This is a genomic window from Streptomyces sp. NRRL S-118 (assembly GCF_000716335.1).
Lineage (GTDB): Bacteria > Actinomycetota > Actinomycetes > Streptomycetales > Streptomycetaceae > Streptomyces.
This window is the reverse complement of sequence record NZ_KL591006.1, coordinates 66,583-86,581: the sequence shown is the minus strand read 5'-3', so window position 1 is coordinate 86,581 and position 19,999 is coordinate 66,583. Positions and strand designations below refer to the sequence as shown.

Annotated in this window: 17 protein-coding genes; 5 read left to right on the top strand and 12 right to left on the bottom strand. The window is 73.4% G+C overall.

Annotated features, from left to right (window positions below):
• Nucleotides 1-93: 93 nt before the first annotated feature.
• From IH00_RS0113165 to IH00_RS0113140, 6 genes are all read right to left on the bottom strand, one after another.
• Nucleotides 94-2,787, bottom strand: a complete 2,694-nt coding sequence (locus IH00_RS0113165; RefSeq protein WP_031072987.1) for a hypothetical protein — start codon at nucleotides 2,785-2,787, stop codon at nucleotides 94-96.
• 10 nt (nucleotides 2,788-2,797) lie between these two features.
• Entirely contained in the window at nucleotides 2,798-4,519 is a 1,722-nt protein-coding gene (locus IH00_RS0113160) for a hypothetical protein (RefSeq protein ID WP_031072985.1), read from the bottom strand.
• The gene (locus IH00_RS0113155) at nucleotides 4,520-5,041 is read right to left on the bottom strand and encodes a CBS domain-containing protein (protein WP_031072984.1); all 522 of its coding nucleotides are present in this window, start codon (nucleotides 5,039-5,041) and stop codon (nucleotides 4,520-4,522) included.
• A 10-nt stretch (nucleotides 5,042-5,051) separates the two neighbouring features.
• Complete coding sequence (locus tag IH00_RS0113150) at nucleotides 5,052-6,290, bottom strand: CHAT domain-containing protein (RefSeq protein WP_031072982.1); 1,239 nt, start codon at nucleotides 6,288-6,290, stop codon at nucleotides 5,052-5,054.
• Between the two features lie 432 nt (nucleotides 6,291-6,722).
• Nucleotides 6,723-7,391 (bottom strand): pyridoxine/pyridoxamine 5'-phosphate oxidase, encoded by a 669-nt coding sequence (locus IH00_RS0113145; protein WP_031072980.1) that lies wholly within the window; start codon nucleotides 7,389-7,391, stop codon nucleotides 6,723-6,725.
• A gap of 120 nt (nucleotides 7,392-7,511) precedes the next feature.
• Nucleotides 7,512-8,642 carry a thiolase C-terminal domain-containing protein gene (locus IH00_RS0113140; RefSeq protein WP_031072979.1) on the bottom strand — a complete coding sequence of 377 codons (1,131 nt, stop codon included), beginning with the start codon at nucleotides 8,640-8,642 and terminating at the stop codon, nucleotides 7,512-7,514.
• An 85-nt stretch (nucleotides 8,643-8,727) separates the two neighbouring features.
• On the opposite strand from IH00_RS0113140, the gene IH00_RS0113135 reads away from it, so the two are divergent.
• Together IH00_RS0113135 and IH00_RS0113130 are read left to right on the top strand one after the other, a co-directional pair.
• Entirely contained in the window at nucleotides 8,728-9,915 is a 1,188-nt protein-coding gene (locus IH00_RS0113135) for an acyl-CoA dehydrogenase family protein (RefSeq protein ID WP_031072976.1), read from the top strand.
• Nucleotides 9,912-10,394 carry a nitroreductase family deazaflavin-dependent oxidoreductase gene (locus IH00_RS0113130; protein WP_031072974.1) on the top strand — a complete coding sequence of 161 codons (483 nt, stop codon included), beginning with the start codon at nucleotides 9,912-9,914 and terminating at the stop codon, nucleotides 10,392-10,394. Before IH00_RS0113135 ends, IH00_RS0113130 begins: the two co-directional genes overlap by 4 nt.
• A 75-nt stretch (nucleotides 10,395-10,469) precedes the next feature.
• On the opposite strand, the gene IH00_RS0113125 is transcribed toward IH00_RS0113130, so the two are convergent.
• A complete protein-coding gene (locus IH00_RS0113125) occupies nucleotides 10,470-11,117 on the bottom strand; it encodes a TetR family transcriptional regulator (protein ID WP_031072973.1) in 648 nt (215 codons plus the stop codon).
• Nucleotides 11,118-11,404: 287 nt separating this feature from the next.
• Between IH00_RS0113125 and IH00_RS0113120 the strand changes: the two genes are divergently transcribed.
• Both IH00_RS0113120 and IH00_RS0113115 read left to right on the top strand, forming a co-directional pair.
• A complete protein-coding gene (locus tag IH00_RS0113120) occupies nucleotides 11,405-12,187 on the top strand; it encodes an AfsK-binding protein KbpA (protein ID WP_031072971.1) in 783 nt (260 codons plus the stop codon).
• Between the two features lie 139 nt (nucleotides 12,188-12,326).
• Nucleotides 12,327-14,759: a protein serine/threonine kinase AfsK gene (locus IH00_RS0113115; RefSeq protein ID WP_031072969.1), complete on the top strand. Its 2,433-nt coding sequence runs from the start codon at nucleotides 12,327-12,329 to the stop codon at nucleotides 14,757-14,759.
• A gap of 46 nt (nucleotides 14,760-14,805) precedes the next feature.
• On the opposite strand, the gene IH00_RS0113110 is transcribed toward IH00_RS0113115, so the two are convergent.
• From IH00_RS0113110 to IH00_RS0113095, 4 genes are all read right to left on the bottom strand, one after another.
• Nucleotides 14,806-15,498, bottom strand: a complete 693-nt coding sequence (locus IH00_RS0113110; RefSeq protein WP_031072967.1) for a hypothetical protein — start codon at nucleotides 15,496-15,498, stop codon at nucleotides 14,806-14,808.
• A 93-nt stretch (nucleotides 15,499-15,591) separates the two neighbouring features.
• The gene (locus IH00_RS0113105) at nucleotides 15,592-16,362 is read right to left on the bottom strand and encodes an enoyl-CoA hydratase/isomerase family protein (protein ID WP_031072966.1); all 771 of its coding nucleotides are present in this window, start codon (nucleotides 16,360-16,362) and stop codon (nucleotides 15,592-15,594) included.
• Nucleotides 16,359-16,778: a Zn-ribbon domain-containing OB-fold protein gene (locus IH00_RS0113100; RefSeq protein ID WP_031072963.1), complete on the bottom strand. Its 420-nt coding sequence runs from the start codon at nucleotides 16,776-16,778 to the stop codon at nucleotides 16,359-16,361. The genes IH00_RS0113105 and IH00_RS0113100 overlap by 4 nt, the downstream gene beginning before the upstream one ends.
• Nucleotides 16,779-16,782: 4 nt before the next feature.
• On the bottom strand, nucleotides 16,783-17,937 hold the full coding sequence (locus IH00_RS0113095; protein WP_031072961.1) for a lipid-transfer protein: 1,155 nt from the start codon (nucleotides 17,935-17,937) through the stop codon (nucleotides 16,783-16,785).
• A gap of 64 nt (nucleotides 17,938-18,001) precedes the next feature.
• Between IH00_RS0113095 and IH00_RS0113090 the strand changes: the two genes are divergently transcribed.
• Nucleotides 18,002-19,549: a FadD3 family acyl-CoA ligase gene (locus IH00_RS0113090; RefSeq protein WP_031072959.1), complete on the top strand. Its 1,548-nt coding sequence runs from the start codon at nucleotides 18,002-18,004 to the stop codon at nucleotides 19,547-19,549.
• Between the two features lie 75 nt (nucleotides 19,550-19,624).
• Here the strand turns inward: IH00_RS0113090 and IH00_RS0113085 are convergent, their stop codons facing one another.
• Nucleotides 19,625-19,816 carry a hypothetical protein gene (locus IH00_RS0113085; protein WP_031072958.1) on the bottom strand — a complete coding sequence of 64 codons (192 nt, stop codon included), beginning with the start codon at nucleotides 19,814-19,816 and terminating at the stop codon, nucleotides 19,625-19,627.
• Nucleotides 19,817-19,999: the final 183 nt, after the last annotated feature.

The window sequence follows — 19,999 nt, the reverse complement described above, 5'->3', positions numbered from 1 at the left end:
CCGACTCACGCGGCTCCGACCTGGCAAAACGATGCACGAACCGCTCGTGCAAAGCCTTCAGTTCACCCACCCACGATCGGGTCCGTTGCAGTACTAGGTGCCGGGAGGCGAAGGGGTCCCGTAGGGCGGGTTTCCGGCCGACTGCGTTCGGGCGAGGAGGACGCGCAGCTCGTCGTGGTCCACCGGAAGTCCCGCGCGCAGAGCGGCGTACGCGGCACTCGGATCGTCGGCGGCCATCAGCGCGCTCCAGCAGTGCTCCAACTCCTCGCGGGCCTCGCGGAGCCGAAGCGGGTCCCTGGACGAGCGGGCTTCGTCGTAGCGCTGCCGGGCCCGCTGTTCGCGGTCCAAGAGGTCGTCGCCGTCTGGCGGTGGCGGTACGGACTCGCCGAGCAGTTCGGCCAGGGCACGCGACTTGGCGGAGGCAGCCACATTCAGTGCCGCGGTCGTCATGGGGGGCTGGGTGGGCTGGACGTCCTCGGAGGCGGCGAGCGCCGCCAGGTGGCCGATGACGAGGTCGCCGAACTCCTCCGCCGCTCCCCGGACGGCGGCTCGCAGGGCGTCGTCCAGGATGCCGAAGTGCACCGACTGGCGGTGGGCGAACGCGCGGACCAGGTGGTCGGCGGCTCGGTAGGGGTCCTCGGTCCGCAGGGCGAGGCCGATCTGTTCGCGCAGTTGGGCGGTGAGGCCGGCGCCCGCGCGTCGTTCCGTGCGCTGGATCCAGGCCTCGATGGCCCGCAGGTTCGGGAAGTGGACGTATACGCCCGGGAAACCGGTCGTGAGAGGAGTCATGGTCATGCCTCTGCTGAGCAGGCGGTGGTCCGGGAAGAACTGCTCGGAAAGGTAACTCAGCGGCCCGGGCGCGGGGGCGAACGGAAGGGTGAGGAAGGCGTCGAGGTCGGCGGAGCGGCTGAAGCCGGAATAGTCGACGAGGTTGAGCGGGAAGTCGTAGTGGACGGGGCCGAGATGGACGGTGGTCATCTGGTCGCCCACGTGCACCGACTCGATGCCGAGGACCGTCCGCTCTTCACGGCGCAGAGGAAGGTCTGCGGCGAGGCGCATCATGCGTTCGGCTGTTGCCCGGCTACCGGCTGTCAGGCACTGATAGGCCACCTCGACAGCCAGCTGGCGGCGGATCTGCGGGTGCAGGTCTTCCTCGGTGACGATCCGCAGCAGGTCCGCGTCGATGCGCTGCAACCGGGACGCGGAGGGGCCGCTGCGGGGCCGGACCTGCACGCCGAACAAGGACCTGCGGCAGTTGCTCAGCATGATCGCTTCGGTGTTGACGGCACCGATGCTCCGGCAGATTCGAGCCGCCGCGTAGTGGTCCGCCATCGCCTCTTCGATGCGGCCGTGCAGTTCGTGGACGATGCCGCGCACGTTCCGGCAGTAACAGCGGTACCCGTGGTGCGCAGTGTGGAGCGGGGTCCCAGGAGTCGAGAGCGCCGGAAGGCCGTCCTCGGGCAGGGCGTCGAGCAGCATCTTGGCCTCGTCCGCCCACTGCAGAGCCACGTTCAGCAGCTGTGGTCGTCCGTCCTTACGCGCGAAAGGCAGCCACATGGTGTCGTCCACGTCGCCGTGGGCGGTCTTCTTGCCCTCGTCGAGCATGGCCTCCACCAGCTCGTACGCGGCCCGGATGGCTATGGACCGGCCGTTCTCGCGCGACTTGTGAAGCCGTAGGGCAGGCTGGGACGCGGCCGGCGGCCGTCCGCCGTCCACCTGCCGGTCCAGAGCGAACATGCTCAGCACTCTGCGGGCGTCGGCGATCCAGGCCTCCTGGAGTTCACGGCGCCGGCGCCCCCGGGAGAAGACGTAGAGCGCGGCGTCGAGCCGCTGCACGGTGTAGCGCAGGGCGACCTCGACACGGTGGACGAGGACGGGCACGAAGGACAGCGTGAGGGCGATCGCCGAGCCCAGGAACGCACAGGCGTCGGCATGGAAGACGCCCGCGGCGAGCACGCAGAACCAGGCGACTCCGGTCTCGGCGCCGTACAGGCCGGAGAACCTGTCCCGGTTCACCCGAAGGCGTGCGGGACCCGCGGTGACGTGGACCGTGGCGAGCGAGCCGCGCACGGCCAGGAGGAACGCCCCCTTGGCGGCGATCATGACTGCCGTCGTGCCCGCGGTCCCCGCCAGAAAGCCGAGAGCACCGTCCGGCCAGTACTGGACGAACCACTCTCCTGCCGGGCTCATGGCGAGCAGGGCAGCGGCCAGTGGCCAGATCACGGCGCCCAGCCGAAGCTCGGTACGGTTGAAGCGGGTGACGCCCGCCATTTCCTGCAAGAACCTCAGGTGCGGCACGATCAAAAGAACGAAGAGTACGGCGAAGACGCCTGCGGACCACCAAGAGTGAAGGTGGGTCAGCAGTGCCAATACCGGAACCGCGAGCACCACGATGGCGCCCACGTCGGCGAGGTACATCCGCGCAGCGGATGCCGAGGCGGCACCGAGAAGCCAGCCGCCGAGGAGCGGCAGCACCCACCACAGCAGGTCGGGCACCGGTGTGCCCGCGGCCACCATGGATCCCGCGCCGGCGAGCGCCGCGAGACTGCCGAGGAAACCGAGTGCGGCACCCAGCGACATGACGCATACCAGCGCTGCCGCGCCCTTGCCGGTGAGGCTGGTGTAAGGATCGGACGCGAACCAGCCCAGGACGAGCCACCACACGACGCGGCCGGGGCGAAGCCGGGCGACGGGCGTACCCCGGTAGGACACGGTCAGTCGGGCGCTGGCATTCGCCCCGACGTTACGGAGGTCGCTGAGGTGGAAGAGCACGGTGCGGTCGGCCATGAGGCGCGGCTCACCTCCCGGGGACGAGCAAGTGGACGGTGCCGGCACCGAGTTGGCTGGCCACACGGGCCGCTTGGACGCGGGGCACCGCGAGGATGACACCCAGGCGTTCCCGCGGCCCGGTGAGGGCGATGACGAACACGCCGGGCACGGAGACGGAACCGCCCTGTGCGCGGGCCGGCACGGCGACCAGAGTGACGGTCGCACCGGCGATCCCGACAGGAGCGTGGAGCCGGGTCGTGGGCGGGCCCAGGGCGATGACCGACGTGTCGCGCAGGTGTCCGGGGCGGGCGCGCGGTCCGAGGTCCGCGGACCGGACGACGGTGCCCGCCGGGATCGCCCGCAGTGTGTGGCGGTCGCGCACGTCCCGCTCGCCGTCCCCACGAACGTCGCCTTCGGCGATCAGGTGGTAAGCGGGCAGGTCACGGACCGCCGTCGGATGCCGCGGAGGCTCGTCGGAGCGTACGGCCACGGCGGCGCAGGCACCGAGGAAGAGGATGACCAAGGCCACCGTGGTCGGGCGGACGTGGCGTGGCCGGTCGGGGTGCGTGAGTTCCGGGGCACTCGGGTGCGCCGGAGGGGCGGGACCGGGCGTGGGCTCAGGACGGGGCGCGGGCGCGGAGGAGCTGGGCTCGGACTCGGGGCCGGGATCGGGGCCAAGCCCGGCGCCGGGGGCTGTTGCCCCGGGCCGGGGCGGCGGCCCCTGACCCGCCGCGCCCAAGGGCGGACGTACTCCTGCATCCGACGAATCCGCTGACTGCGCCGATGAGTCCGCTGATTCGACCGAGCCGGGCAGCGGGCCCCGCCCCGACGGTGCCGGAGACTCCCACGGTGCCCACCAGAGCTGGGCCCCCTCCGGGTAGCCCAGCGCGTCGGCTTGTTCGGTGTCCACACTCCCCCGGACCCACAGTTTGTCCAGCGCCCCCCACTGATCGAGTTCGGCCCGCACGCTCGTCGGGCGGGCGAGACCCATCGCGTCCAGGAGACACCAGCGGTGGACGTCGAACGCGGCCCGCACCAGGCGGCCGTAGGACTCCCCGCCGCTCACCGCGCAGCGATACCCCAGCCAGGCCACGAGCGCGCCCGTCGACACGCACAGCAGGGTGCCGGGCCACGCGAGCAGCGACACCCCCAGGACGCCTGCCAGTACGACGAAGGCTGCGCCCAGGGCGCTGACGGTGACCGCAAGTTCCAGATCGGCGGCGGCCGCCGCGTAGGTCTGCCGGAATGCCTCCGGGAGGGTCGGGTACAGCCGTGGCCACGCCGTCACCGCGTCGATCCCGTACCGTTCCGCGCTGTGCTCCTCCGCCCCGCGGAGGATGTTGCCGAGCCGGGTCGGCATCACCTGATCCTCGGCGACGGGATACTGCAGCCACCGCGGGTCCGTCTCGGCCAGCGAGGCGTGCAGCCGCCGGTGACGCCGCGCCGATCGCTCGGCGAGCCGGATTCCGAAGGGCAGCCCCGCCCAGTAGCCCTCGTACAGCCTGATGAGGTCCACGCGTCCGACCGCCAGCAGCTGCGTGAGGAGCAGCGAGGTGGTGAGCACGAGCACCAGGAGCAGCACTCTGATGTCCGCGCTGGTGGCCGACCACCAGCCGGTGGCCGCGGTCCAGCCCACGCCGGAGACGGCGACGGCCGTCAGACCGGCCAGGAAGGCGAGAACTGGCAGGAAGGTAGAGGCCAGGAGGCGCCGGTCGATCACGCCGGCGGCCGTCTCGAACAGGCCGCCCATTCAGGACCGTCCTGCGGATGAGCCGTAGGTGGCGACGAAGTCGTGTGCACCGTACTGGCAGCGGTAGGTCTTGGTGTGCCGGAAGCGTCCGAAACGGTTGGTCTGTCGGCAGACGCCACAGCGCAGCCGGACGAGAGGGGGGAACGCGGTCCGTCTCCCGGTGAGGTCGGAGTCACCCATCCGGTGCGGTGCGGCCATCTCGGCCGCCAGCTCCGTGCGGATCGCCTCGACGGGAACGACACCGGCCGGTCGGCCGTCAGCGTCGACGAGGACGAGTCCGACGGCGCCGTCGAGCAGGCTGTCCAGTATCTCCTCGCTGTACAGGACGTCGGTGACGGGGGTGTGCGCGGGCAGGACGACGGCGGGCCCCGGGCCGTCCGGTCCGACGAGGCCCACCGGTTCACCTTCCTCGTCGACCAGCACCAGATGGCGGTAGTCGTACGTGCTGTCCTGATCCAGGGCTGTCGCCACTCGGTACGCCCCGGTTGCGAGGGCGGCGACCGTTCGCGGTATCGGAGTCATGTTCGTCTCCTCAGTACCAGTCACCGATCAGGACGAACGGCGCCCAGTGGTAGGGGGTGTCGAAGGCCGGGGTGTCCCACCCGCGCCCGGGGGCGCGGGCGGCGAGCCGGGCCTGTGCCAGGGTCACGCGGAGCTCGGCGGCGGTCCCGGCTGGGTGCCGCGGTGAGGCCAGGGCGGTGGTGAGCAGCCGTTTGGCCCCCTCGTGGTCGCCGGCGCGGACCAGCAGGCGGGCCTCCTCGCGCAGGAGCAGCGCGTCCGCCACGGGGTCGTCGGCGAGGTTTGAACGCGCGGTGCGGACATGGCGGACGACATCGGCGACGGTCTGCTCACGTAGTCGGCGCTGGGCGACGCGCAGGGAGTCCGCCTTGGAGAGACCGGCGGCCAGTCGGTCGTAGAAGGTGCGCAGGAGCAGAGCCGTCGAGAGTTCGTCCACCTGCCACAGGGTCACCAGGGCCGATCGGGCTCCGGCGTAGAGCAGGGCCCGGGTAAGGCCGATCAGTTCGTCGCCGGGACGCCGGTCGCTGAGTCCGGTGTCGCAGGCCGCCAGGGTCACGAGGTCGACGTCGAGGGAGAAGCCGAGCAGGTCCTCGGCGGTGAGGCGGCCGTCGGCGAGTTCGACCCCGGAGCGCATGGGCCGGCTGGAGTCGAAGACTCCGTGCGTGGCGAAGTGCACCACGTCAGGCGTTGGCATCCCGCGTCGGCCGAGCAGGGCGAGCAGCCTGGTCCGTGAGGCCGCCCCGCCGGACAGGACGCGGGGGTGCCTGAACCCGGAGGCAACGGATTTGGCCTGTTCGCGGGCGAAGACGAGGGGGCGTCGCCGGGTGGGCGGATCGGTGACGATGAGCGCGGTGCCGCCGCGCCGGCGGGTGCGGGGCTTGGCGTGACGCAGCACGGAGGTGCTGGGGACGACAGCGACCGGATTGCGGTCGGCGAGGGTCTCGCCGTTCACCGGCACGGCGTGCAGGGGCAGCAGGTGCAGGACGTCGTGCGGCACCAGGTAGATGAGGTCGTCCGCATTGCTCCAGCGCAGTACCGGGGCCACGAGGGCGGCCATCCGCGCATCGGCCAGCAGGGCCGCCAGCTCGGGCGCGCCGCTGCGGGACGCCGTGTGCACCGTCGCGGCCCACGCACGGATCTCCTCGCGCGGCAGGGGAAGGGTCACCAGGTCCGGTTCGGCGCCGTCGGCGGTGCATCCAAAGACCACGGCGTGGTCGGCCGTGAGGTAGTACTCGACCAGGACGATTCGCACGCACCCTCCCCGACGTTCCGCGCCCAGTCGCACGAGCGTGCCTCGGTGGCCAGGGCCCCTCCCCGACTGCGGAGTGGCGGTCAGCTTCCCGCGCCCTGGTACGTAATGAACAGAGCGCGCGGTGGCATGGGTGGGCGCACGCCGGGGCGGCCACGACACGATCGACGACGCCCCTGTGCGACCGGGCGCGCACCGCCTCCGGCGTGGCGTGCGGATGTCAGAAGCCTCCGGCCTCGTGCCGCTGAGCCTTCCCGAACTCAGACGCCTGATCCACCGACTCACCCACCGCCGACCAGCCTCGATCGACCACATCCTGCACTGGTCTCACTGGCGCCGACGACGACAACACCAAGCCCGCATCAGCCACTACCGACGACGCGGCCACACACCACCCGAACCTCCCCAACCATCAGGAAAAACACCGTTGCAGTACTAGGGCCAGAGCAACTCCCGCGCCCAGCCGCCCGTGGTGCACGCGCCGGCGCTGCGGCGGTAGCGGAGGCGGATGTGGCGGCGGCGCTCGTCGCCCTGGAAGAACTCGACCTCGTGCGGGTCGAGCACGTACAGCGTCCAGGTCTTCGACTCCGCGTCCGGTTCCGCCTCCGCCCGCGCCCAGGCGGCCTCGCTCGCGGTGGCCAGGGAGTCGAGGGAGTCCAGCACCTCGCTCTGCCGCCCCACCAGCGCGGCGGCCAGCGCGCCCGTCGAACGGGCGTGCAGGTCGGCGTACGCCTCCTCGGGGGCGGCCGTCGTGACGCGGCCGCGGAGCCGGACCTGCCGGCCCTGGACGGGCCAGTAGAAGTGCAGCGCGGCCTGCGGGGCGGCGGCGAGCTGGCGCCCCTTGGCGCTGGTGGCGTGGGACGCGAAGTGCCAGCCGCGCTCGTCCGCGTCGTGCAGCATCACCGTCCGCACGTCGGGCCGACCGTCGGCGTCGACGGTCGCCAGCGCCATGGTGTGCGGCTCCGCCTGCCCGGCTTCCGCCGCGGCCACGAGCCACGAGCGGAACAGCTCCAGCGGTGCGCCGGGCGCGGACGCGGGGTCGAAGGCGGGCAGGTCCGTGTCCCAGACGCGAAGCGAGCGCAGGGTGTCGTGGAAGGTGCTCATGGGGACATCATCCGGGCGGCCACTGCGGGAGTCGCGCTTCCGGGTGAAGGCACGGCCGCCGGGCGAGCTCCCGTCCCAGCACCACCGTCCCCGGTGCGCCGCATCGGATGAACGCCTGCCTCACCGCTCCCGTCCCAGCACCACCGTCCCCGACGAGCAGAACCAGCCGCCCGTGCCCGACACGACGCCGAGCCGTGCGCCCGGGACCTGGCGGCCGGGGGCCTCGGCGCGGAGCTGGCGGGCCGCCTCCACCAGGAGGAACAGGCCCCGCATGCCGGGGTGGCAGGCGGACAGGCCGCCCCCGTCGGTGTTGACGGGCAGGGTGCCCTGCTCGACGAACGGCCCGCCCTCGCCCTTCGCGCAGAAGCCCAGGTCCTCCAGCGTCACCAGGGTCATGTACGTGAAGGCGTCGTAGACCTGCGCGAAGTCCATGTCGGCGGGGCCCAGCCCGGCCCGCTCGAAGGCGAGGCGGCCGCTCACGGCCGCCGGGGAGACGGTGAAGTCCTCCCACTCGGACATGGTGGTGTGCGAGACGTACTCACCGGTGCCGAGGATCCACACCGGGGGTTTCGCGAGGCCGGGGACGTACTCCTCGGCCGCCAGCAGCACCGCGCAGCCGCCGTCGCTGCGGACGCAGCAGTGGAGCTTGGTGAAGGGGTCGGCGATCATCGGCCCGGAGAGCACGTCGTCGACCGTGACGGGGTCGCGGAACATCGCCTCCGGGTTGTGCGCGGCGTTGGCCCGCGCTTGGACGGCGACCGTGGCGAGCTGCTCCAGGGTGGTGCCGTACGCGTGCATGTGGCGGCGTGCGGCCATCGCGTACTTGGCGATCAGCGTGTGTCCGTACGGGGCCTCGAACTGGAGCGGGCCCCGGGTGCCGTACGACAGGTCCGAGGTGCGGCGCCCGGCCTTGATGTCGGCGCGGGCGGTCGAGCCGTAGACGAGGAGGACGGCGTTCGCGCGGCCCGCGGCGATCGCGTCCACCGCGTGCGCGGCCATGACCTCCCAGGTCGCGCCGCCCACGGCGGTGGAGTCCACCCACCGGGGCCGCAGCCCCAGGTACTCGGCGACCTCGATCGGGGCGAGGGTGCCGAGCCCGGCCGAGGCGAGCCCGTCCACCACGGACCGGTCGAGTCCCGCGTCGGCGAGCGCCCGCCGGGCGGCCTGGGCGTGGAGCGCGTACGGGGTGGCCGTGTCGACGCGGCCGCAGTCCGAGAGGGCGACACCCACGATGGCGACGGAACGGCGCATGGAACTGACGGTACATCAGATGTGGGCCCTGGGCATCGGGGGCGGGCCGACCTAATATGACGCTCCGTCAGTTAAGGAGTGGCCCATGGACGCCGCCTTCACCGCCGAACAGGACGAGATACGCCGCACCCTGCGCGAACTGCTCGCCAAGCACTGCGGGACGGACGAGGTCCGTGCCGCCGCGGAGACCGCCGCCGGTCACGACCCCGCTCTCTGGGCGCTGCTCGCGCAGCGGCTCGGCCTGCCCGGGCTCGCGCTCCCCGAGACGTACGGCGGCGTCGGCTGCGGCCTCACCGAACTCGCCCTCGCCTGCGAGGAGACCGGCCGCGCCCTGGCGCCCTCGCCGCTCCTCGCCACCGCCGTGCTGGCCGCCCCCCTGATCGCCCGGCTCGGCACCGGGGCGCAGCGCGCCGCCCTGCTGCCCCGGATCGCCGACGGCTCGCTCACCGCCGCCCTCGCCGCCGCCCCCCTCGCCCGTGCCCTCGGCCTGACCGGGGCCGACCCGGCCGGCGCCTGGGCCGGGGGCGGGCGCACCGGCGGGGTGCAGGCGTGCCGGGCTGCGGACGGCACGTGGACGCTGTACGGGGAGGTGGGCCAGGTCCTCGACGGGCACAGCGCCGGCCTGCTGCTGGTCGCCGCGCACGCGGGCGGCTACCCGCGCTCGCGCACGCTGCTGTTCCTCGTGCGGCCGGAGGCGGCCGGTCTCCGGCGCGTGCGCCTCACGTCGCTGGACGTGACGCGGCCCCTCGCCCGGCTCGAACTGCGCGACGTGCTGGCGGAGCCGCTCGGCGAGGACGGCGGGCCGGAGGAGGCCGGCGGTGTGCTCGGGGCGCTCGCCGCCACCGGCTGCCGCGCCGCCGCCGTGCTCGCCGCGGAGGCCGTCGGCGCGGCGGCCCACGCCCTGGAGCGCACGGTCGAGCACGTCCGCGTCCGCGAGCAGTTCGGGCGGCCCATCGGGTCGTTCCAGGCGGTCCAGCACCGGCTGGCCGACCTGTACGTCCACGTGCAGGCGGCCCGCTCCGCGGCGTACTACGCGGCCTGGGACCCCGCCGCCGGGGGACTCGCCCTCGCCCAGTGCCTGGAGGCGCTGCGCACCGTGGCCGGGGAGGCCGTCCAGCTGCATGGCGGCATCGGCTTCACCTGGGAGCACGAGGCCCACCTGTACTTCAAGCGGGCGACCGCCGACGAGCTGCTCCTCGGGCCCGTGCACGCGCTGCGCGCGCACGCGGCGCGGACAGCCGGACTGTTCCGTGCGGCGGGAGCGGCGACGTGACGGGGGCGGGCGCACGACTGGTCCGGAGGGTCTCCTCGACCCGCGCCTTCGCGCGGCTCGCGCCGCACGTCATCCCCGCCCTCGACCGCGCGGTCCACCGTCTGACCGGCGGAAAGGTGCTGCTCAGCGCCCGCATGCTGCCGGGACTGGTGCTCACCTGCCGCGGGGCCCGCTCGGGACGCGAGCGCCGCGTCCCGCTGGCGTGCCTGCCCGAGGAACCCGCGGCGGCGAGCTGGCTGCTGGTGGGATCGAACTTCGGCCGGCCCGCCCACCCCGCCTGGACCGCCAATCTGCTCGCCCACCCCGACGCCGAGGTCAGCTGGCACGGCACCACCGTGCCGGTACGGGCCCGGCTGCTCACGGGTGAGGAGCGGGCGGCTGCCTGGTCGGCGGCGGTGCGGTTCTGGCCGCCGTACGCGATCTACCAGACGAGGGTCGATCGCGAGATCCGTCTCTTCCGGCTGACGCGCAGGGACTGAACGCCCCGCCGGAAACGGAATGCCGACGGCGGTCCGGGGACCGCCGTCGGCACGACAGGACGTGGGGGAGGGGTGCTACTTCGTCGGCTTCTTGCCCGTGATGCCGAGGTGGACCAACAGGGCGAGGTTCGGCTTCAGTTCGGCCTGCTTCACGCCCCAGGCCGAGAAGCCCTTCTGATGCGAGGCGACCGCCGCGAGCATCGCGACCAGGGCGCCGGCGATCGCCGCCGGGTTGACGTCCTTGTCGACCCGGCCCTTGGACTGGAGCTCCTTCACGGCGTCGGTGAGGGAGTTGGTGACCGAGTTCAGGATCTTCATGCGGATCTTGTAGAACCGCTTGTCGCCCTCCGCGGCCCCCAGGTCCACCACCCGGAGGAGGGCGTCGTTCTTGCGCCAGAAGTCGAGGAAACCCTCGACGAGTTCCTCCGCTGTCTGCCACCCCGCCTTGCCGACCCACGCCCGTCCGGAGACGAGTTCGGTCAACGCCGCGCCCTCCTTGGCCATTTCCTCGGCGATCTCGAGGACGGCGCCTTCGACGCCGGGGAAGTACTGATAGAAGGTCGCGGGAGACGTGCCCGCTTTCCGGGCCACGTCGATGACTTTGACGTCCCGGTACGGCGAGGAGCTGAGCATCTCGCTGAGGCAGTCGAGCAGCTTCTGCCGCGTCGCCTGGCCGCGTCGGCCGGCCACACGGCCGTCGACGGTGCGTACTTGTCCTGTCATGTCGTCAGCTTACCGAGGGGGGATCTGCGCGCGATTCGGCCGACTGCAAATGGGGTGCGCGACCCCCGCCGGTTCGTCGGGCCCCGTACCAGGCGCGTCCCCGCCCACGGGCCCGGCGCCGCACCGATCATTTCCGGCCAGTGCGATTATCAACAGGCTGTGGACAACTTCGGTGGACCATGCCAACGAACATGCGTTCGGTTTCTCTCCCTGCGCGGTGCGGTCCGGGCCGTTAACTTGACTGTGACGGGTACCACACCACCCGTACAAGGAAAGGGATCGGGTCCATGGCCGCATTCACAGAGGGCACGCCGTGCTGGGTGGACGTGCTGCTCCCCGACCTGGCAGCGGGCAAGCGCTTCTACGGCGAGCTCTTCGGCTGGACGTTCGACGGCGGCGACGAGGCCTACGGCAACTACACCAACGCCTTCAGTGACGGGCGGCGGGTCGCGGGCCTCACACCCAAGCGGGACGGCCGCATGCCCACCGTCTGGGGGGTCTACTTCGCCACCCCCGACGCCGCCGCCACCAGCCGGCGGATCGCGGAGGCGGGCGGCCGGATGGTGATGGACCCCATGCCGATCGGCCCGTACGGGATCATGGCGCTCGCCGTCGACCCCGGCGGCGCGGTCTTCGGTCTGTGGGAGGCCGGCGAGCACAACGGCTTCGAGAAGCAGGGCGAACCGAACTCCTTCTGCTGGACCGAGGTCTACACCCGGCAGAAGGACCCCGTCGACGCCTTCTACGAGACCGTCTTCGGCTTCCAGGTGCGCGACCTGGACGACACCTCGATCGACTTCCGCGTCTGGTCGCCCGCCGGTACGCAGGCGAGCGACGACAACGCCGTCGGCGGGCGCAGCGTGATCACCGACGCCTTCCCGGCCGAGATGCCGGCCCACTTCCTCATCTACTTCGCGGTCGAGGACTGCGACGACACCGTGGCCGTCGCACAGCGGCTGGGCGGCCGCGTCACCGAGTCGCCGTTCGACACCCCCTACGGCAGGATCGCCGTCCTGGCGGACAACCAGGGTGCCGTCTTCGCCGTCCTGGCCGAGCCCAAGGCGGCCTGAGCCGGCCTCACCGCCGTGTCCGGATCGAGGTGAGACACCCCGATCCGCCCCCGGGTTCGCAACCACCGCCCCGGACAGGAACAATCAGGGGGCGACTGGGGCCGTACTTTCATGGCCCCTACGGGGAGGTGGCAGGCAAGTGGAGCAGCTCACGCAGCACGACCCGAGGCGGATCGGCCCCTTCGAGGTGCTGGGCCGGCTCGGTGCCGGTGGCATGGGCCTGGTCTATCTCGCACGCTCGGCATCCGGCCGGCGCGTGGCGATCAAGACGGTACGGACCGAGCTCGCCGAGGACCAGCTGTTCCGCGTCCGCTTCACGCGCGAGGTGGAGGCCGCACGGGCGGTGTCCGGCTTCTACACGGCCGCCGTGGTGGACGCCGACCCGCGGGCGGCGGTGCCGTGGCTGGCCACCGCCTACGTCCCGGCGCCCTCCCTCGAAGAGATAGTGAACGAGTGCGGGCCGCTGCCGGCCCAGGCCGTGCGCTGGCTGGCCGCCGGCATCGCCGAGGCCCTGCAGTCCATCCACGGCGCGGGCCTCGTCCACCGCGACCTGAAGCCCTCGAACGTGCTGGTCGTGGAGGACGGACCGCGCGTGATCGACTTCGGCATCGCGTCCGGTGTCTCCAACACCCGGCTGACGATGACCAATGTCGCCGTCGGGACGCCCGCGTACATGTCACCCGAGCAGGCGAAGGACTCGCGCAGCGTGACCGGCGCCAGCGACGTCTTCTCGCTGGGCTCCACACTGGTCTTCGCGGCGACCGGGCACGCGCCGTACCACGGCGCCAACCCGGTGGAGACGGTCTTCATGCTGCTGCGCGAGGGGCCGGACCTGGAGGGGCTGCCGGACGAGCTGCGGCCGCTGATCGATTCCTGCATGCAGATCGAGGCCGGGCTGCGGCCCACCCCCGCCGATCTCCAGGCCCAGCTCGCGCCGCACCTGTTCTCCGGGAGCGACGACAGCGGTACCGCGTCGGCGTGGCTGCCGTCGCGGGCCACCGCGATGATCGAGGCCCGCCGCGGCGGCCGCCCGAGCACGCCGCCGCCTCCGGCGGCACCGCCCGCGCCCCCGGCGCCGCCCGCCGGTCCGCCGAACGGGGCTCCCGCCCCGGGCCGGGACTGGGACGCCGCCTGGCGCGGCGGCAGCGCCGGCGACGACCCCCGCACGGGCGCGATGGCGCCGCCCGGCCCCGCCCCCGCGGGCGGCTCCCCGGTCCGCCTGCCCGGCGCCCGGGTGCCCATCGGCCCCGGCCCCCGGGTCGCCGACACCCGCGCCGCGCTCGTGGCGACGGACCCCGCCGGGCCGGCCACGACCGGCTGGGTGCGCCCGCCCGCGGGCGGCCCGAACGGCTCCGAGCCCGCCCCGTCCGGGCCGCCGGTTCCGGCGCCGTCGCCGCCCGGGCCCGCGCCGGCGGCGGAGAGCGAGGGGCCGGGGCACTGGCGCCCGTGGCGCTTCCGCATGTCGAACGACGTGTGGGGCACGCCCGTCGTCGAGGGCGACCTGCTCTACGTGACCTCCTTCGAGGTGCACGCCCTGGACGTGGCCAGCGGGCGGCGCCGGTTCAAGACGCGGGACGTCGCCTGGTCCATGGCGGTCGCCGGGGGCCGCATCCACGCCTCGGACGGGCCGTCGCTGTACGCGCTCGACGCGCTGGACGGCAGCGAGCGCTGGCGCCTCCAGACCGACGCCTGGGTGTACGCCCTCGCGGTGGACCGGGGCACCGTCGTCACCGCCACCCGCGGCGGCGGCGTCCAGGGGTGGGAGGCGTCCAACGGCGCCAGACTCTGGGAGATCACCGGGGCCCAGACGGACTTCGAGTCGCCGGAGGCCGGCCCCGTCGTCCACGGCGACACCGTGTACGTCTGGCAGGACGCCCGCCTGCGGGCGCTCGACGCCCGGACCGGCACCGAGCGCTGGTCGTACCCGATCGGCGACGCCGCCTCCTGCGGCGGGGTGCCGGTGCGCATCACCCCGGCGGAGGACGGGTACGTCTACGTCGCCGCGGGCACCCGGGTGCTGTCCGTCGACATCATGTCCGGGCACGTGCGCTGGCACTTCGAGGCCCCGGCGGTGTTCCTGTCGCCGCCCGCCTTCGCCCCGGGCCCGGCGGTCACGGGCGGCGGGGTGTACCTCGCCGACTACCTCGGCACGGTGTACGCGCTCGACGCGACGACCGGCAAGGACCGCTGGCGCATCGCCACCGAGTCCCGGCAGTCCACGGAGCCGGTGCTGGTCGCCGACGGCAACGTCCACGTCGGCAGCGGCAGCGCGGTGTACACGCTGGACGCGGTCACCGGCACCCCGAAGTGGCGCTTCCCGGCGGGCGGCAGCATCATCGGCGCGCCGGTCGTCGCCGACGGGCGGCTGCACTTCGGGTCCGCCGACCACGTCCTGTACACGCTGGACGCGAGCGGCGGCCAGCTCCGCTGGAAGCTGACGACCGGTGGGGAGATCACCGGCTCGCTGGTGGCACGCGCGGGCGTGGTCTACGCGTGCAGCAAGGACCGCTGCGTGTACGCGCTGGACGCGGTCAAGGGCACGGCCACCGGGCGCGGCGCCGGCGCCCGGTAGACCGGAGCGCCGGTCAGGAGCGGTGCGGAGGAGCCTGGAGCGCCGGTCAGGAGCGGTGCGGAGGAGCCTGGCCCGGGCCGGGGGGTCCGGGCGGGCCCTGGCCGTGGTCGCCGGGCGGGCGCCCGTAGGGGTCGTCGGGCGGGCGCCCGTACGGGTCCCCGTACTGCTCGTCCCGGTAGGGGTCCTCCCGGTAGGGGTCGTCGCGCTCGCCGTGGCGTCCGTCGTCCCGCTCGCCGTAGGGGGCGGCGTACCGGCCGCCGTCGTGGCCGTCGTAGGGGCCTCCCGCGTACGCCTCGGCCTCCCGGGACCTGCGGCGCAGGCGGCCCGGGCGCCTGCCCATCACGGCGGCGCCCAGCAGCAGGAGCACCCCGCCCGCCAGGGCCAGCACCACGCCCCAGCCGAGCCCGGAGTCGTTCGCGCCCTCGAACGTCAGCCCGTCCGAGACCTGGGACAGGCGGACCATCCACAGGACGGTGAAGCCCAGCACGATCACCCCCGCGAGCGTCACCAGCAGCCGGGAACGCAGGGCCACGCCGACGAGCGTCAGCAGCGCGGCGAACGCGAGCGGCAGCAGGACCGACGTCCACAGCGCCGCCTGGCCGGCGGTGATGCCTCCGAAGAGGTCGGCGATGCGGTAGTGGCGGCCCAGGCGGCCGTCGTTCCAGGCAAGGAAGGGGCTCAGGACGGCGGCCGTCGCTCCGAGCAGAGCGAGGACGCTGCCGATGACATTGCGGACCATCGTCGGCCTCCCTGCGGTCCGGAATCTCGGTCCGGCCCTCGCACCCGACGCTACGCCGGGCCCGGGCCCCCTGCCACAGGACGCGGACGCCGGTCAGCGCAGGCGGTACCCGCCCCGGCGGCGGCCCTCGAACAGCCGCTCCTGGCGTTCGGGCGGCAGGTTCCCGAGCGCGATCAGGTGCGGCGCCTGGGCGAGCGCCGGGGACCTGGCCGCCTCCCGGGCCGCCCACACCGCCCGTACCGTGCCCTGGACGGCGCCGGTCGGGTACCCGGCGATCACGGCCGCGGCTTCCCGGGCGGCGTCCAGCGCGCCGCCCGGCTCCGTCAGCTCCGAGACGAGGCCGGTCTCGTACGCCCGCTGCGCGCCGACCCGTTCGGCCGTACCCATCAGGGACATCCGGGCGACCTCCCCGAAGGGCATCCGCTGGGCCATCGTGATCGCCTCGTACGCGGAGACCATCCCGTACGTCGTGTGCGGGTCGAAGAAGGACGCGTCGCGGGCGGCGACGACGAACTCGCACTCGCCGAGGAGGTAGAACGCCCCGCCGCAGGCCATCCCCTCCACGGCGGCGATCACCGGCTTCCACAGGTCGTTCGCCTTCGGCCCGGCGGCGAGGAGCGGGTCGTCGATGCTGTACGGGGAGGGCGGCTGCGGTACCTCCGCCGTGCGGTCGATGCCGGTGCAGAAGGCACGCCCGCCCGCGCCGGTCAGCACCGCGGCCCGTACGCCGTCGTCGTACCGCAGCCGCCCCCAGACGGCGGCGAGTTCCGCGGCCATGGCGAGGTCGAGGGCGTTGAGCTTCCCGGGCCGGTCGAGGGTGACCACGGCGACGCCGTCGCCGCCGCGCTCCACGGTGACGGTCACGACCGCTCCAGCATCCAGCGCGGCAGGCCGTCGTCGCCGAAGACCGCGCGGACCGGGGCGCCGATGCGCAGCCGTGCCGGGTCTACGGAGTCGATGGGGGCGCCGGGACCGGCGACGACATTGCCGACCAGCCGGATGCGAGGGGCGTCCGCCAGTTCGACGACGACGACGTTGTAGCGGGGCGCGTGGGCGGCGTACGCGGGCAGCAGCGGTGGGTGCGGGACGACGTACGACCAGATGCGGCCGCGGCCGCTCACCGGGCGCCACTCGCTGCCGAACGACTGGCAGTGCGGGCAGCAGGGGCGGGGCGGGAAGCGCGGCGCGGCGCAGCCGGTGCAGGTCTGGACGCGCAGCTCGCCGCGGGCCGCGAACTCCCAGAAGGGCGCGCCGTCGTCGTCGGGGACGGGTTCGAGCATCGGCTCAGCTCCTCAGCAGCAGGGCGGACGTGGGGACGCCTTCTCCGGCGGTGACCAGACACGTCCGGGCGCCCGGTACCTGGGCGGTGCTGGTGCCGCGCAGTTGCTTCACCCCTTCGGTGATGAGGTTGAAGCCGTGGACGTACGCCTCGCTGAGCCCGCCGCCGCCGGTGTTGAGGGGCAGCCGCCCGCCGGTCTCCAGCGCCCCGCCCTCGGTGAAGGCGCCGCCCTCACCGCGGCCGCAGAAGCCGTAGCCCTCCAGGGACAGGGGGACGAGCGGGGTGAACGCGTCGTAGATCTGGGCGACGTCGACGTCCTGCGGGCCGAAGTCGGCCTGCTTCCACAGGTGGCGGGCCGCGGTCCAGGCCGGCCCGGTGAGCGGGTCGTCGTTCCAGTAGTTGACCATGCCGTGGTGCTGGGCGGGCAGGCCCTGGGCGACGGAGTGGATGTACACGGGCGGTCGTCGGCAGTCCCGGGCGCGCTCGGCGGGGACGACGACGCAGGCGAGGGCGCCGTCCGTCTCCAGGCAGTTGTCGAAGAGGCACAGCGGTTCGCTGATCCAGCGGGAGGTCATGTACATCTCGCGGGTCAGCGGCCGGTCGTGCATCACCGCGTCGGGGTTCTGGTTGGCGCGGTTGCGGCAGGCGAGGGCCACGTTGAAGAAGTGGTCGCGGGTGGCGCCGTACTCGTGCATGTAGCGGCGGGCGAGCATGCCGATCTCGTCGGCGGGCCGCAGCAGTCCGTAGGGGCGGGTCCACTGGGCGGGTGTCGGGAGCTGGGCGCGGGTGTTCGTCCAGGGCCGGGGGCCCGAGCCGCGTTTGCGGGACCGCCAGGCCACGCCGACGTGCGCCTGGCCGGTGGCGACGGCGGCGGCGAGGTGCGCGACGGTGGCGCAGGAGCCGCCGCCCCCGTACCCCGCCTTGGCGAAGAAGGTCACGTCACCCGCGCCGATGGCCTTGGCGACCTCGACCTCGTCCGTCTCCTCCATCGTGTACGAGGCGAAGGCGTCGACCTCGGCGGGCGCGATGCCGGCGTCGGCGAGGGCGGCGAGGACGGCCCGGCAGGCCAGGGTCTTCTCCGACTCGGGCAGGTGCCTGGCGAATCGGGTCTGTCCGATCCCGGCGATGGCAGCGGCGTCCTTGAGTCGTCCACCTGTCATGTCCGCGAGGCTACCGCTAATCTGACGGATAGTCAGCTACTGGGCGGGCGGCTGGAGGTCCGGCATGCACGGCGACCTGGAAGGGTGCTCCATCCCGGGACTGGTCCGGTGGGCGGCCGAGCGGTACGGCTCCCGCGAGGCCGTCGTCGAGGGCCGTACGCGCGTCACGTACGCGGAGCTCGGCGACCGCGTCGAGCGTGCCGCCGCCGCGTGCGTCGCCGCGGGCGTGGCACCCGGCGACCGGGTCGCGGTCTGGGCGCCCAACACCCTGGACTGGATCGTCTCCGCCCTCGGCGCGGTCACCGCCGGCGCGGTGCTCGTACCGCTCAACACCCGCTTCAAGGGCGCCGAGGCCGCGTACGTCCTGGAGCGCAGCCGGGCGAAGCTGCTGTTCATCACCGGTACGTTCCTGGGCACGTCGTACGTGGCGTCCCTGCGCCGCACCGGGCGCGTGCTGCCGTCGCTGGAGCAGGTGGTGGTGCTGGCGGACAGCGCGCCGGAGGACTTCCGCACCTGGAAGGAGTTCCTGGCGGGCGGGGACGGGGTCCCGGCGGCGCGGGTCCGTGCCCGCGCGGACGCGGTCGACCCGTCCGGACCGTCGGACATCGTGTTCACGTCCGGTACGACGGGCCGCCCCAAGGGCGCGGTGATCAGCCATGCGCAGTCCCTGCGGTGCTACGGGACCTGGGCCCGCCTCGCCGGCCTGCGGGAGGGCGACCGCTATCTGATCGTGAACCCCTTCTTCCACACCTTCGGCTACAAGGCGGGGATCCTCGCCTGCCTCATGCGGGGTGCGGTGATGGTGCCGCAGCCGGTCTTCAACGTGGACACGGTCCTGGCGAACGTCGCGGCGGAGCGCATCTCCGTGCTGCCGGGCCCGCCCACGCTCCTGCAGTCCGTGCTGGACCACCCGGCGCGGTCGTCGTACGACCTGTCGACCCTGCGGCTGGTGGTCACGGGCGCGGCGGTGGTGCCCCTCCGGCTCGTGGAGCGGCTCCGCGGCGAGCTGGGCGTCCCCACGGTCCTGACGGCGTACGGCCTGTCCGAGGCGAGCGGCATCGTCACGATGTGCCGCCGGGGCGACCCCGACGGGACGGTCGCCGCGACCTCGGGCCGCCCCATCCCGGGCACCGAGGTGCGCATCGAGGCGGGCGAGGTCCTGGTGCGCGGCCACAACGTGATGAGCGGGTACTTCGAGGACCCGGACGGCACGGCGGAGGTCATCGACGCGGAGGGGTGGCTGCACACGGGCGACGTGGGTTTCCTGGACGAGGCGGGCAACCTGCGCATCACCGACCGGATCAAGGACATGTTCATCGTCGGCGGCTTCAACGCGTATCCCGCCGAGATCGAGCAGCTCCTCGGCGTCCATCCCGACCTGCTGGACGTCGCCGTCATCGGCGTCCCGGACCCGCGGCTGGGCGAGGTGGCCATGGCCTTCGCGGTCCGGCGCCCGGGGTCGACGCTGACGGCGGACGACCTGATCGCCTGGGCGCGGCGGGAGATGGCCAACTACAAGGTGCCGCGCCGGGTCGAGTTCCTGACGGAGCTCCCGCGCAACGCGAGCGGCAAGGTGGTGAAGGGCGAACTCCGCGCCCGCGCACGCGGATGAGGCCCGGTCCTGCCCGCCCGCGCGGCCCGGCGGCGGAGGGGCCGGCCGCACGGGGCGGCCCCTCCGGCGTTGCGATCAGCCCCAGCCGTCGTCGCCCTGCGGGGTGACGATCCAGTCGTCGTCCGGGGAGACGGGCGTGTGGTTGTCGCCCTGCGGGGCGACGATCCAGTCGTCGTCCGGGGCGGCGGCCATCGCGGGCGTCGCCGTGCCCGCGGCGACGGCCGCGGCGATGAAGGCTCCGGCCAGCAGGCGCTTCGTGCGAGTCATTCCAGCTCCTTCGACAGGTGGTGGATGTCCGTACGGGCCGACCCTAGGCAGGAGCTGAACGTCAGTTCGATGGTTGAGCCGGTTCCGGACAACCTTTGGCCGACGACCCCGGGCGGACATGCCGCGGCCGCAGCGGCTCCCCCTCCGCGCCGCCGCGGCCGCACCCCGTGGGTGAAGGTTCAG

What these genes read in the sequence shown, in the direction of transcription:
- IH00_RS0113165 (WP_031072987.1), bottom strand. Translation starts at nt 2,787, where the DNA reads ATGGCCGACCGCACCGTGCTCTTCCACCTCAGCGACCTCCGTAACGTC.
- IH00_RS0113160 (WP_031072985.1), bottom strand. Translation starts at nt 4,519, where the DNA reads ATGGGCGGCCTGTTCGAGACGGCCGCCGGCGTGATCGACCGGCGCCTC.
- IH00_RS0113155 (WP_031072984.1), bottom strand. Translation starts at nt 5,041, where the DNA reads ATGACTCCGATACCGCGAACGGTCGCCGCCCTCGCAACCGGGGCGTAC.
- IH00_RS0113145 (WP_031072980.1), bottom strand. Translation starts at nt 7,391, where the DNA reads ATGAGCACCTTCCACGACACCCTGCGCTCGCTTCGCGTCTGGGACACG.
- IH00_RS0113140 (WP_031072979.1), bottom strand. Translation starts at nt 8,642, where the DNA reads ATGCGCCGTTCCGTCGCCATCGTGGGTGTCGCCCTCTCGGACTGCGGC.
- IH00_RS0113135 (WP_031072976.1), top strand. Translation starts at nt 8,728, where the DNA reads ATGGACGCCGCCTTCACCGCCGAACAGGACGAGATACGCCGCACCCTG.
- IH00_RS0113125 (WP_031072973.1), bottom strand. Translation starts at nt 11,117, where the DNA reads ATGACAGGACAAGTACGCACCGTCGACGGCCGTGTGGCCGGCCGACGC.
- IH00_RS0113120 (WP_031072971.1), top strand. Translation starts at nt 11,405, where the DNA reads ATGGCCGCATTCACAGAGGGCACGCCGTGCTGGGTGGACGTGCTGCTC.
- IH00_RS0113110 (WP_031072967.1), bottom strand. Translation starts at nt 15,498, where the DNA reads ATGGTCCGCAATGTCATCGGCAGCGTCCTCGCTCTGCTCGGAGCGACG.
- IH00_RS0113100 (WP_031072963.1), bottom strand. Translation starts at nt 16,778, where the DNA reads ATGCTCGAACCCGTCCCCGACGACGACGGCGCGCCCTTCTGGGAGTTC.
- IH00_RS0113095 (WP_031072961.1), bottom strand. Translation starts at nt 17,937, where the DNA reads ATGACAGGTGGACGACTCAAGGACGCCGCTGCCATCGCCGGGATCGGA.
- IH00_RS0113090 (WP_031072959.1), top strand. Translation starts at nt 18,002, where the DNA reads ATGCACGGCGACCTGGAAGGGTGCTCCATCCCGGGACTGGTCCGGTGG.
- IH00_RS0113085 (WP_031072958.1), bottom strand. Translation starts at nt 19,816, where the DNA reads ATGACTCGCACGAAGCGCCTGCTGGCCGGAGCCTTCATCGCCGCGGCC.